Raw genomic sequence first — 12,777 nt, forward strand, 5'->3', positions numbered from 1 at the left:
TGCTATCTTTTGATTAATAAAGTTTTTTTACTCCCCGCTCTAAAGTAGAGGGGGGAGTGTCTAAGACGCTAAGGTGTTACTGACACGGTAAGCTTAGGGCTTGAATGCCCATTGATTGAAGCAATAATGTTAGTGTCACCAGATGGTAATAGTGTTAAGTAGGTAGAATAATCTCCATCGCTTTCTTCATTCCAGTCTAATATATTGGCGTTATGGTGGCCAAGGTCGATATTGTTTGGGTTTACACCTTCAAGTGTGTTTCCAAAGGCATCGCTGAGAGTGACCGTAATGAGTACATCACCACCAACGGTAACATGATGAGTGGACGATGTTGATAGTTCAATGTTTTCGACGACACCTAACTGGCCTTTAGGACCGCTACCATCAGAATTAATCGCATTGATAGTTATTGGTGAATTCACAGTTAACGTATGTTTAGGTGATGTTTTTCCATTCAAAGAAACGGAAATGGTGTAATCACCAGCCATTTGTCCTGAAAGTAATCCATAATACTCACCTAGATTAACGAAACTTTCTGCGATCTTGACGGGAATTTGTTTATTGCCAATGTTGACCATTATGATCCCATCCGCACCAGATACTGGATTGCCATTCACATCGGTTAATTTGAGTGACATCGTTATCTCTTTCCCTGCATAGGTTGACTGAGTATTCAGGATCTCAATTTTTTTCAAAGTTCCACTGACAAAATAAACGGCAATGGTTTCTTTTTGGCCATTGATAGTTGCGGTAACTTCACTTGTTCCGCTTTTCATACTCGTCAAAGGCATTTTAATGATCCCCGCTTTATTAGTAATACCTTGAGCCGCAATATCCCCTAAAGTAGCGGTAAAATTGACGGTTTCACCTGCTATAGGATTGCCCTTAGCATCGGTAATACAAGCTGAGACCATATTCGCTGACTTCCCATCGGATAGAGCGCCTGTTTGGTCGATAGTGAAACTATGAATACGCGCCTGGCTAGTTGTTACGGTACTGATATTAGTGACTTCAATCAGAGTGTTACTTGTTGATGAGGCATTTCCGTTAATATCATAGGCAATAGCACTTAAATGATAACGATTCAATTTTTTACTTTCTGAGGGGGTTGATGCGGTTTTATAAGGCGGTAACTTTACGGTAGTATTTTGGCCAGAAGCATGAATAACACCGCCCGCAGCGAGTAGTTCAGGTGCATTCCAGACAATCTTTTTAAGTGGATATTGAGTTGTTATTGATTGTACGAGTGGTAACTCTTGTCCTGCCTCCCCTTGAACTTTTGCTACGAGTTTCAATTGAATTTCAGTTTTCTTTTGATAATCAAGAACAATATTATTATTGCGATTGACGAAGTCAAGGCGATTACTCGAAACATGCCGTGATTCACCGACTTTAGATGGGTCTATTTGTTCAATGAAATTCTTATCAAATGCCCAAGTAAATTGTACTTTGGCACTGGTATCTTGTAATCCACTGCTTATTTTGTGATCTGCACTAAAGGTGACAAGCGTAAAAGGAGTCCAACTTACGCCGAGAGTGGCTGCCATGGGATCTTTTTGCAGTTTATTTTTCCCCATTAAAGCCACATTATGACCGACATACTGTTCAAACTTAAGGCTTCCACCGAGCTGAGGGTAAGCGGGTAGCCAACCTTGTGCTTGTAAATCCCACCCACGAGCAGGACGTGCATTATAAGATTGAGGTAGCTTAGATGAGTTACGCCATGAAGAAACAGGGAAATAAGTATTCGCACTTAGCTTTAAGTAATTTTGCCAGTATTCAGCGCCAAGGCCTAATCTGGAATGGTAATGTGAAAGGTCATGGTCAAAGAATGCATTGATACCCACAGTGCTCTTATCATTGAAATGACGTAGACCAACCCCATTGTTGCTTTGTAATCGCCCATCTGTATTGTGAATACTATGCTGGGTAAACAACAACATATTAGTTTGCTGGTACCAAGGGATCAGCCAATCAAAATGGCTGTTTTTAAGGGATAATTGTTGATCGAAATTCAGGCCAACTTTCACATTACCAGCCTTTGACAGCCAACGGGTAATCTCTTCTATCGCGGCATTAGCGGCTTGATTACTGAAATAACTTTGCGCCATTTGTGAGATTTCATGGCCACTTTTTTGTGAGTCGATCAATGTTGCTGCAGTTTTACTGTATTGAGCTAAATTGCGCTCGCCATCGTTATTTTCTGCCATTTGGTTAGGGCTGCCTAAAATTGGAAGCTCATCTGGTGTTAGCATTTTTGCATAGCTGGGTAATATTGGTACCATAGCTAATGGCCCGACCGCCATCAATAAGGCACAAAGGGTGGGAAATTTATTTTTAGAGCAAAACATTAAATCTATTCCTAGTCTGGATATTCATTACTATTATTTTGGAATATGAGCGACTGGAAACGCTTGGGAATTAATTGGATTAATACGGAAAGGAAATTTGTACGCTGGAAATGTTTGGAATTGGTGATGTTGATTAACATCCGCGAGCATATCGAATAATAATTAGAACAAGCTGATATTTTATTGTTTGGAAAAAATCTTACTTTAATAAAAACAAATAAATAGATAGAGGAAGTATGGAACTTACATTTTTAGGAACCAGTGCAGGGGTGCCGACAAAAGAACGCAATGTCACCAGTATGATATTAAATTTGGTCGGCATTCGAAAAAGTTATTGGCTGTTTGACTGTGGCGAAGGGACACAGCACCGTATCCTTAATAGCCCATTTAAAGCACCAAAAATTGAGAAAATATTTATTACCCATTTGCACGGCGACCATATTTTTGGCTTACCAGGGCTTTTGTGCAGCCGTTCAATGGGCGGGGCAACGGAGCCATTGACACTGTATGGGCCAAAAGGGCTCAAGCAATATATTGAAACGGTGTTGTCTCTTAGTGTGTCTTATATGACTTATCCAATTGAAATTATTGAAATTGAGGCGGGGCAGTTATTTGATGATGGCGAGTTGATTGTGACGGCTTACTCTCTTGATCACCGTGTAGAATGTTATGGTTATCGTATTGAAGAACACGCCAAAAGTGGGCCGTTAGATGCGAACAAATTGGCGAGTGATAACATTCCCCGTGGCCCATGGATGCAAGCGCTTAAAGCGGGTGAGACCATAACCCTTGAAGATGGTCGTGTGGTTAATGGTGCAGATTACCTTGGTGAACCTATCCCTGGTAAAGTTATCGCTATTTTTGGAGATACACAACCGACGCCACAGGCGTTTGAACTTGCTAGAAATGCGGATGTGATGGTGCATGAAACCACGTTGGAAGCAGCTTTTACAGAAAAAGCGAATGAGCGTGGGCACTCAACAACAGTGCAAGCGGCACAATTAGCCCGTGAAGCAGGGGTAAAGCGTTTTATTGCCACTCACTTGAGTGGGCGTTATATGAGCGAAGATATTCCAAGGTTATTAATGGAGTGCCAAGCTGAATTCGCGGAGACTCAAATTGCCGAAGATTATTTGACGGTGAAGATTTGATTTAGCGGGCAATGATGAGCCCGCCACCTATTTTTGACTCAGTAAATTACTTTCACAAATCCATTACGACAGTAAGTCTCATACTCATCGGAAAGCTGCCTGTTTGTGACTATCACATCAAATTGTGATAATTCCCCCATATTGGCGGTCGCCACTTCATCAAACAAGTTATAAGGTGCCAATAAAATTTTACGGATGGATTTTTCCATCGCTTTTTTCTTCATTGGTAAATCGTCAATATTATAACAGGTTACGCCATATGTGCTGTGGACGCCTGCGGCAGAAATAAAGGCCTTTTTGGGGTTAATGGAGTCAAGCAAGGAAGGCAGAGAAGGGTTGTAAAACGAGTCGCTTTTAGGGCGGTATTCACCACCGCATAATAAGGCGGTGGCGTTTTTTTTCTGGCTAAGGGCGAGAAAAACGTTATGGGAATAACAAATTCCCGTGAAACTGATTTCTTCTGGGATAAGGGAAATCAAGGTCGCCATCTCAATGCCATTATCGAAGAAAATAACGTCATCTTCTGTGACCATACTCGCCGCGAGATTAGGAATATAGAGTTCTTTGGTTTGATCTGGCGTGAAAACATCGGCTTGCTGCTCCTGGGCAACTAAATTTACAGGTTGGGTAACAGAAACAATGTAGCCACCAAGCAGTGACATCGGAATAGGGCCTTCTGCATCAGCGTTAAGGTCTCGGCGGATGGTCATTTCAGAGACTTCGAGTATCCTAGCGGCTTCTTTAAGATGAATGCGTCCTGAACGTTTCAAACATTCACTTAAGCGGCGAAGGCGTTCTTTTTGTTTAGTTTCTATCACCCTACAATCCTTTTATGATATACAAAATTGGCGCGGTTAAACCGCGCCCCATCACTTAGTAGTCACTCGGCTTTGTTGCCGTTCCTGTGACAATCGCAACACTTGCACTCGCACCAACTCGGTTTGCGCCCGCTTCAATCATTTTAATCGCAGTTTCACGGTCACGCACGCCACCAGAGGCTTTGACACCGATTTCGCTGCCAACGACTTTACGCATTAACGCAACATGGTGCTCAGTCGCTCCCATTGTACTGAAACCTGTTGAAGTTTTCACAAAACCGACGTTAATTGTGCGGCAAATTTCACAAACTTGTGTAATTTCTTCATCAGTTAACAGGCAATTTTCTAAAATGACTTTTAATGTTGCATTACCGCAGGCAGCAAATACGGCTTCAATATCTTTACGGACAAAGTCTAAATCGCCACTTTTTAACATGCCAACATTAATCACCATATCCACTTCATCCGCACCGCGGCGCACAGCTTCAGCTGCTTCAAAAGCTTTTGCTTCTGTTAAGCAAGCACCTAATGGGAAGCCTACCACACAGCAAACTTTTACATCGCTGTTTTTTAAAAGTTCATTGGCTAAAGGAACATAGCCTGTATTTACACATACGGAAGCAAAGTGGTGTTCAGCCGCTTCTGCACACAATTTTGTGATATCGCTGACAGTTGCGTTAGCAGCAAGTAAAGTGTGATCAATATATTTTGCTAAGTCTTGCATTTTCAACTTTCCTATATAAATGTGGGATAGACAACAAAGAATGAGGAAATGTGGTAGATGTAACACTTGATCATTCGTTATTCGAGATCCTAATCACAAATGATATTTTTGCAACATGATAATGTTACTATCATATCATTATGTGATTTATTTAACACGAGGGGCATCATGGATATAGCAGTTATTGGTTCAAACATGGTTGATTTGATCACTTACATTGATCAAATGCCAAAAGAAGGCGAAACGTTAGAAGCGCCCGCGTTCAAAATAGGTTGTGGTGGTAAAGGTGCGAATCAGGCGGTTGCCGCTGCTAAATTAAATTCAAAAGTGATTATGTTAACCAAAGTTGGAGATGACATTTTCGCAGATAATACCATTCGTAACCTTGAATCTTACGGTATTAACACCCGTTATGTTGAAAAAGTGCCTTGTACATCAAGCGGTGTTGCGCCGATTTTTGTTAATCAAAACTCATCAAACAGTATTCTGATCGTCAAAGGCGCCAACAAGTTCTTATCACCTGAAGATATCGACCGTGCAGCGGAAGATCTGAAGAAATGTAAGTTGATCGTTCTGCAATTAGAAGTGCAGTTAGAAACAGTTTATCACGCGATTTCATTTGGTAACAAACATGGGATCCCTGTCCTGCTTAACCCAGCTCCTGCACAGCGCTCGCTTGATCTGGATTTTGCTTGTCGTTGTGATTTCTTTGTGCCGAATGAAACGGAATTAGAAATTTTAACCAATATGCCAGTCGACACGATGGATAACGTCCGCCGAGCAGCACAATCTCTGCTGGATAAAGGGTTAAAAAACCTCATTGTGACCTTAGGGGAAAAAGGCGCTTTGTGGATGACCCGCGATAGCGAGTTATACATACCGGCAATCAAAGTGAATGCCATCGATACAAGTGGTGCGGGAGATGCCTTTATTGGTTGTTTCTCTCATTATTATGTACACACGGGGAATATTGAAGAAGCACTGAAAAAAGCAGTGATGTTTTCTGCATTTAGTGTGACAGGGAAAGGGACTCAATCTTCTTATCCAAGTGTTGAGCAATTCAATGAATTTGTGCAAATCAACACCTCAAACGCATAGCTAAATAATAAAACTCAACGTAGCTGTATACCCTTTGACGTATTAATTCGCCATTAGAGCGGAATAGGAACTCCTAGGGTATAAATTATAAAAATATAAGGGTTACTATGAACATTAAGAACATCACTCAGTTACCTGATGGGTACCTGAGTCGGACTCCTCTATTCCAATTTATCCTACTATCGTGCTTATTCCCTTTGTGGGGATGCGCCGCAGCATTAAATGATATTTTAATTACCCAGTTCAAAAGTGTCTTTGAACTCAGTAACTTCGCATCAGCTTTAGTACAAAGTGCATTCTATGGCGGGTACTTTTTAATTGCGATCCCAGCCTCTTTAGTGATCAAAAAAACCAGTTATAAATATGCGATTATGGTGGGGTTAATTCTCTATATCGCAGGTTGCAGTATGTTTTTCCCTGCGTCCCATATGGCAACTTATACTATGTTCTTGGCGGCAATCTTCGCCATTGCGATTGGTTTAAGCTTCCTTGAAACTGCAGCGAACACTTACAGCTCAATGATTGGCCCTAAACAATACGCCACATTACGCTTAAATATCAGCCAAACATTCTACCCAATTGGTGCTGCGGGCGGGATCTTACTGGGTAAATATTTAGTCTTCTCCGAAGGGGATAGCTTACAAAGCCAGATGGCAGGCATGAATGCAGAACAAATTCATGAATTTCGCTTAGCGATGTTGGAAAACACCCTCGAACCTTACCGTTATATGATTATGGTATTGGTGGTGGTGATGATCCTCTTCCTCATTACTAAGTTCCCGAAATGTAAAGTGGCAGAAACCCAAGATCATAAACGCCCAACCGCATTAGAAACCTTAAGATATTTAGCAAAAAATAGCCGCTTTAGAAAAGGGATCATTGCCCAGTTTTTATATGTGGGTATGCAAGTTGCGGTTTGGTCATTCACTATCCGTTTAGCGCTGGAAATGGGCGATATTAACGAACGTGATGCCTCGAATTTCATGGTGTACAGCTTTGCGTGTTTCTTTATTGGTAAGTTTATCGCCAATATCTTAATGACTCGCTTTAATGCCGAAAAAGTCCTGATTATTTACTCGGTGATTGGTGCACTGTTCTTAATTTATGTTGCATTTATTCCTAGCTTCACCGCGGTCTATGCCGCCGTGATGGTGAGTATTCTGTTTGGGCCTTGCTGGGCAACAATTTATGCAGGCACATTGGATACAGTAGATAACGAACACACTGAAATGGCAGGGGCGGTGATTGTGATGGCAATTGTCGGTGCTGCTGTGGTGCCTGCCGTTCAAGGTTACGTGGCCGACGTATTACATTCCCTACAACTCTCTTTCTTAGTTTCAATGCTGTGCTTTGTGTATGTCGGTATTTATTTTGTTGGAGAACGCCGCTTTAAAGCGAAGCAAGAAGCCAAATAATCTCTAGTTTGGGTAGTGAAAGCTACCCAATTTCCTTTATTAACCGTGAGTATGAAAATGAATACACAAATTCCTCTTCACAAAAGCGTATTTACGGAAAACCCGACGCTTATTCTTAAAAATGACCAATTCACCGCCACTGCATTTCGTTATCACACTGGCGTGGAAGGTTTACGTATTGAAAATCAACAAGGTTATCTAACGATTTTACCTTTTTTAGGGCAAATGGTTTGGGATGCCGAATTTTGTGGCCAAAATCTGAAAATGGAAAATATGTTTTCAGCGCCTAAATCGGTTCCTACAGTCATTGAAACCTATGGTTGTTTTGCTTTTCACTCAGGATTAATCAGTAATGGCTGCCCTTCACCAGAGGATAACCACCCATTGCATGGCGAAATGCCTTGCGCACCGATGGACAGCGCATGGTTAGAATTGACCGAAAACGGTTTAAAAATTTGCGGCGAATATGAATATGTGATGGGGTTTGGCCACCATTACCACGCCGCGCCGTCTGTTTCATTAAAGGCAAATAGCTCATTGTTTGATATTCATATGTCTGTGACAAATTTGGCCTCAGTGCCAATGCCACTTCAATATATGTGCCACATGAATTATGCCTATGTGGATGATGCTACATTGACCCAAAATATTCCTGAGCAAGCGATCAAATTACGTGAATCGATACCTGGGCATGTTCACCCAACGGAAAAATGGCTTGAATTTAACGAGGCATTGAAATCGGGAGCCGTAAAGCTAAATCAGCTTAATCAGCCACAAATGTGTGACCCTGAAATTGTGTTCTTTATGGATAACCTGAGCCAATATACAGAAAACCCTGAGTTTAGAATGACTTCACCCGCAGGAGATACCTTTGTTACGCAATTTAAGTCCAGCGAATTGAATTATGCGACGCGTTGGATTTTATATAATGGCGACCAAAAAGTGGGGGCGTTTGTATTACCTGCAACGTGCAGACCTGAAGGTTTTTTAGCGGCGGAGAATAACCAAACCTTAATTTGGTTAGCGGCAGGGGAAACGCGCCAGTTTACGGTTACCACCGGCGTGGAAAAATCGTGATTTTTTGACGACACCAGAGGCAGTGGTTAACTGCCTCATTCGTACTGCTGGCACTCTTCTGCTAAATCAGCAAGTAACATTGAGGCATCATAAGCATCATAATATGGTGCATTGGCCCCATTGGGTTTCATCATGATGGCAGCTTTAATATTCGCCTCATGCATATCAGGAAGGAGCTCTGTCATGAGTTGCTCAAGGGTCAGTTGCATTGGCGTAAAATGCGCCCACTGATGCACTAAACATAGCTCGACATAAGCTTTAGCCGGCCACAACGCAACAGCAATCCCGTTTTCCTGATCCCTGAGGGTGACGAAGTTTTGCCCATCACTTACTGTCCATACTTGTTCCCAGTCAGCGACCTTACCGACAAAATAGCGGTACTTTTGGTATGGGCCAAGGGCATGAACATTTTGTATTTCTTTATCATTAGGGGAAAATGAGTTGTTATTCATGATTGGATAATCTAAAAGGTAATTGATAATTAGTGGGAAAATTATATTTATAATTGTTATCTTAATAACAAGATAACTTAACATCATACACAGTAAAACACATAAAAATAATATCTATCAGGTAAATTTTAGGGCGGTTAGAGATGATAGAAGTCTTACTTGAAAAATATGCCATTGGCATGACCATCATCGCAGCATGCCTCATGCTGTATGTCTTTTTTGAGATATTCCATAAACGACGTAAACATAAGCACAAACATAAAAGCATTATTATTCATGTTATTCAAACAGTTGTATTATGTTCTGTCGTTGTGGTCGCGGCGCAATATGTGGATATGGCCGCGGCTGATTTTGATTTGAATTTTATTTCCACACCGCTGGTCAATTTTATCACGATCGCATTAATTGCTTTGATTTTAATGCGAAAATTGTTTCAACTTGCCAATCGGTTAGAGAAGACACAAATCAAAAAGGGCAGTGATCCAACTTCGGCTCGTATTGTGGCCCGGGTGTTTAAAACCACGGTATTTGTCGTTATGGTACTGTTGTTTGGTGAACACTTTGGTATGAGCCTATCAGGGCTGATGGCCTTTGGTGGCATCGGTGGTATTGCCATCGGTATGGCGGGTAAGGATATCCTGAGTAATTTTTTCTCAGGGTTGATGCTGTATTTTGACCGCCCGTTTAATATTGGGGATTGGGTGAGTTCACCCGATAGAAATATTGAAGGTACGGTAGTGGAAATTGGTTGGCGGATCACCAAGATCATCACGTTCGACCATCGGCCATTGTATATTCCAAACTCAGTATTTTCGTCCATTAGCGTGGAAAACCCTGGGAGAATGACTAACCGTCGGATCAAAACTGAATTAGGTTTACGTTATGAAGATTCCGATAAAATTGGTGCGATCGTCGACGATATTCGCACAATGCTACAGCAAGATGAAAATATTGATACCAGCCAAACTCTGCTGGTGTATTTTGATGCGTTTGCAGATTCATCGTTAAATATTATGGTGTACTGCTTTACTAAAACGACGGTTTGGGCTGAGTGGTTAGCGGCGCAACAGGACGTCTATTTAAAGATCATTGAGATTGTTAAGCGCCACGGCGCAGACTTTGCATTCCCTTCTCAAACATTGTATGTGGAAAAAAACCACTAACGTCCCATACAGGATAAATTGACCGACTGATTTCATAGATTTCTGCTATTAGTTGGTCATTTTATCTATAAATTTTAATTTATCTGATTTTATATTTTGGTTAAGGTGTCGAGTAGCATGAATATTTTTATGCTATTAACCAGTGGCTTATAAAAAACATTCGACTCCACTCATTTCCCGCTTTTTTACCGCAGTGCAAATCATTTCAATTCCCTGATCTATCAAGTATATTGACCGCCTCTTTTCCTCAGCTAACTAAGAGCCAGACTGCTATGAACAAAATCAATGTGGCATGTAGCCAGGGGGTCGCAATCTATTTCACTAACCAATTTCAGTGGGTAGATGTTCGCGATGCACAGTTAAACAATATTGCTGCGGTAGTGCTATCTGAACAAGATGCTGACCAAGGGCTGTGGGAAAGGATAGCTCAGAGTAAATTGAGTATTCCGCTGTTTATCATCAGTGATAAACAGCTACCAACAAATGAGAGTTTACCGCCATACATCACGGCATTATTACCACCAACGCCATCGGAGCGGGAAGAAAATAGTCGCCAATTGCTTGATGCTGCCAATCAGTACCTAGAGCAGTTATTACCGCCATTTTTTGCGCGAATGATGGATTATGCTGCGGGTCATAACGTTACGTTTGCCTGCCCTGGCCATCAAGGTGGGCAATTTTTCCGCCGCCACCCAACGGGAGAGCAATTTTACCAATTTTATGGTGAAAATTTATTCCGTACCGATTTATGCAATGCGGATGTCGCGATGGGAGACTTGCTGATCCACGAAGGTGCAGCTAAAGAAGCCCAAAAGTTTGCGGCAAAAGTGTTTAATGCAGACAAAACCTATTTTGTTCTCAATGGGACATCATCTTCCAATAAAGTGGTGCTCAATGCATTATTAACACCTGGTGATTTGGTGTTATTCGATCGCAACAACCATAAATCCAACCACCACGGTGCATTAATTCAAGCGGGTGCTACCCCCGTTTATTTAGAGACGGCACGTAACCCGTTTGGCTTTATTGGTGGTATTGATGCCCATTGCTTTGAAGAGCGTTATTTACGTGAGTTAATCCAAGATGTGATGCCTGAAAAAACGCAACAAACGCGCCCTTTTCGCTTGGCGGTGATCCAACTCGGTACTTACGACGGCACCGTGTATAACGCAAGGCAAGTGGTCGATAAAATAGGCCACTTATGTGACTATATTTTATTCGACTCGGCGTGGGTGGGTTATGAACAGTTCATCCCGATGATGCGCCAGTGTTCCCCTTTGTTGCTTGAATTAAATGAAAGCGACCCAGGTATTATGGTCACTCAGTCAGTGCACAAGCAACTGGCGGGGTTTTCACAAGCGTCACAAATTCACAAAAAAGATAACCATATCAAAGGACAAGAACGTTTTGTTTCCCATAAGAAACTGAATAATGCCTTTATGATGCACGCCTCTACTAGCCCATTTTATCCCTTATTTGCCTCGTTAGATGTTAATGCACGCATTCATCAAGGCGCAGCAGGTGAAATGATGTGGATGGATTGCGTAAAAACGGGTATTGAAGTGCGCAAATCAATTTTCCAGCACTGTCGCTATTTTAGGCCGTTTGTGCCTGAATTGATTGACGGAAAAGCATGGCATGAATACCCGACAGAACAAATTGCTTCGGAACAACGTTTTTTCAATTTTATCCCTAAGGAACGTTGGCATGCCTTTGAGGGCTATGCTCAAGACCAATATTTTGTCGACCCATGCAAACTCATGTTAACGACGCCTGGTATTGATGTCGAAAGTGGGGAATATGAGTCGTTTGGCGTACCTGCAACTATTTTGGCGCATTTTTTACGTGAACACGGTGTGATCCCTGAAAAGTGTGACTTAAACTCGATTTTATTTTTATTAACCCCTGCAGAAACGACGGAAAAACTCGCACTGTTAGTTTCTCATTTAGTACGCTTTGAACAATTATTGGATGAAGATGCGTTATTAGAAGATGTACTTCCATCAGTATACCAGCGCTACCAAGAGCATTATCAAGGTTATACATTGCGTCGTTTATGCCAAGAAATGCATCAATTGAGCGTTAATGACAATATCAAGCAGTTGCAAAAAGAGATGTTCCGCAAGGCGCATTTCCCTGAAGTCAAAATGAACCCACAACAAGCGCATTTAGAATTTATTCGTGGCAATTGTGAGCTATTGCCATTGGATGAACTCGAAGGGCGCATTGCGGTAGAGGGCGCTTTGCCATATCCACCTGGCGTCTTATGTGTTGTGCCTGGGGAGGTGTGGTCAGGCCCTGTACTGCGTTATTTCAAAGCTCTTGAAGCGGGGATTAATGCGTTACCAGGCTTCGCACCTGAGCTGCAAGGCGTGTATATTTCGAAAAATGAAGGCGAGAAAAAACGTGTCTATGCGCATGTTTTAAAATAATTTCCTTCGTATTCAGACTTTAAGCGTAGATTTTGCCTTATCGGGTCGTTACATTGGAGTCAGAGCCATCTCTGACTCCAAATTTATAAGGTAAGG

The 12,777-nt window shown here is 41.8% G+C and carries 10 protein-coding genes; 6 read left to right on the forward strand and 4 right to left on the reverse strand.

Annotated elements, in window-relative coordinates:
- Positions 1 to 68 precede the first annotated feature (68 nt).
- A complete protein-coding gene (locus M1F05_RS02475; protein ID WP_206086299.1) occupies positions 69 to 2,351 on the reverse strand; it encodes an inverse autotransporter beta domain-containing protein in 2,283 nt (760 codons plus the stop codon).
- A gap of 236 nt (positions 2,352 to 2,587) precedes the next feature.
- Between M1F05_RS02475 and rnz the strand changes: the two genes are divergently transcribed.
- Positions 2,588 to 3,502: a ribonuclease Z gene (rnz, locus tag M1F05_RS02480; protein WP_206086300.1), complete on the forward strand. Its 915-nt coding sequence runs from the start codon at positions 2,588 to 2,590 to the stop codon at positions 3,500 to 3,502.
- A 38-nt stretch (positions 3,503 to 3,540) separates the two neighbouring features.
- Here rnz and deoR read toward each other — a convergent pair whose 3' ends face one another.
- Positions 3,541 to 4,320: a DNA-binding transcriptional repressor DeoR gene (deoR, locus tag M1F05_RS02485; protein ID WP_206086301.1), complete on the reverse strand. Its 780-nt coding sequence runs from the start codon at positions 4,318 to 4,320 to the stop codon at positions 3,541 to 3,543.
- Positions 4,321 to 4,375: 55 nt separating this feature from the next.
- Positions 4,376 to 5,044: a deoxyribose-phosphate aldolase gene (gene deoC / locus M1F05_RS02490; protein WP_206086302.1), complete on the reverse strand. Its 669-nt coding sequence runs from the start codon at positions 5,042 to 5,044 to the stop codon at positions 4,376 to 4,378.
- A gap of 168 nt (positions 5,045 to 5,212) precedes the next feature.
- Between deoC and rbsK the strand changes: the two genes are divergently transcribed.
- The 3 genes from rbsK (at position 5,213) to M1F05_RS02505 (ending at position 8,634) form a co-directional block, all read left to right on the forward strand.
- Positions 5,213 to 6,142 carry a ribokinase gene (gene rbsK, locus M1F05_RS02495; protein ID WP_206086303.1) on the forward strand — a complete coding sequence of 310 codons (930 nt, stop codon included), beginning with the start codon at positions 5,213 to 5,215 and terminating at the stop codon, positions 6,140 to 6,142.
- Between the two features lie 107 nt (positions 6,143 to 6,249).
- The gene (gene fucP / locus M1F05_RS02500; protein WP_206086304.1) at positions 6,250 to 7,557 is read left to right on the forward strand and encodes an L-fucose:H+ symporter permease; all 1,308 of its coding nucleotides are present in this window, start codon (positions 6,250 to 6,252) and stop codon (positions 7,555 to 7,557) included.
- A 57-nt stretch (positions 7,558 to 7,614) separates the two neighbouring features.
- On the forward strand, positions 7,615 to 8,634 hold the full coding sequence (locus M1F05_RS02505) for an aldose 1-epimerase family protein (protein WP_206086305.1): 1,020 nt from the start codon (positions 7,615 to 7,617) through the stop codon (positions 8,632 to 8,634).
- A gap of 35 nt (positions 8,635 to 8,669) precedes the next feature.
- Here the strand turns inward: M1F05_RS02505 and M1F05_RS02510 are convergent, their stop codons facing one another.
- Positions 8,670 to 9,086 carry a DUF2750 domain-containing protein gene (locus tag M1F05_RS02510; protein ID WP_206086306.1) on the reverse strand — a complete coding sequence of 139 codons (417 nt, stop codon included), beginning with the start codon at positions 9,084 to 9,086 and terminating at the stop codon, positions 8,670 to 8,672.
- A gap of 143 nt (positions 9,087 to 9,229) precedes the next feature.
- Here M1F05_RS02510 and M1F05_RS02515 point away from each other — a divergent pair, with 143 nt between their 5' ends.
- A complete protein-coding gene (locus M1F05_RS02515) occupies positions 9,230 to 10,249 on the forward strand; it encodes a mechanosensitive ion channel family protein (RefSeq protein WP_206086307.1) in 1,020 nt (339 codons plus the stop codon).
- A 272-nt stretch (positions 10,250 to 10,521) separates the two neighbouring features.
- Positions 10,522 to 12,681 (forward strand): ornithine decarboxylase, encoded by a 2,160-nt coding sequence (locus tag M1F05_RS02520; protein ID WP_206086308.1) that lies wholly within the window; start codon positions 10,522 to 10,524, stop codon positions 12,679 to 12,681.
- Positions 12,682 to 12,777 lie beyond the last annotated feature (96 nt).

It is taken from the genome of Providencia sp. PROV252 (assembly GCF_033676005.1).
GTDB lineage: Bacteria > Pseudomonadota > Gammaproteobacteria > Enterobacterales > Enterobacteriaceae > Providencia > Providencia vermicola.

Bases quoted from the DNA above. Each gene is read 5' to 3' on its own strand.
- M1F05_RS02515 (WP_206086307.1), top strand. From the start codon at position 9,230: ATGATAGAAGTCTTACTTGAAAAATATGCCATTGGCATGACCATCATC.
- M1F05_RS02510 (WP_206086306.1), bottom strand. From the start codon at position 9,086: ATGAATAACAACTCATTTTCCCCTAATGATAAAGAAATACAAAATGTT.
- fucP (WP_206086304.1), top strand. From the start codon at position 6,250: ATGAACATTAAGAACATCACTCAGTTACCTGATGGGTACCTGAGTCGG.
- rbsK (WP_206086303.1), top strand. From the start codon at position 5,213: ATGGATATAGCAGTTATTGGTTCAAACATGGTTGATTTGATCACTTAC.
- M1F05_RS02505 (WP_206086305.1), top strand. From the start codon at position 7,615: ATGAATACACAAATTCCTCTTCACAAAAGCGTATTTACGGAAAACCCG.
- rnz (WP_206086300.1), top strand. From the start codon at position 2,588: ATGGAACTTACATTTTTAGGAACCAGTGCAGGGGTGCCGACAAAAGAA.
- deoC (WP_206086302.1), bottom strand. From the start codon at position 5,044: ATGCAAGACTTAGCAAAATATATTGATCACACTTTACTTGCTGCTAAC.
- M1F05_RS02520 (WP_206086308.1), top strand. From the start codon at position 10,522: ATGAACAAAATCAATGTGGCATGTAGCCAGGGGGTCGCAATCTATTTC.
- M1F05_RS02475 (WP_206086299.1), bottom strand. From the start codon at position 2,351: ATGTTTTGCTCTAAAAATAAATTTCCCACCCTTTGTGCCTTATTGATG.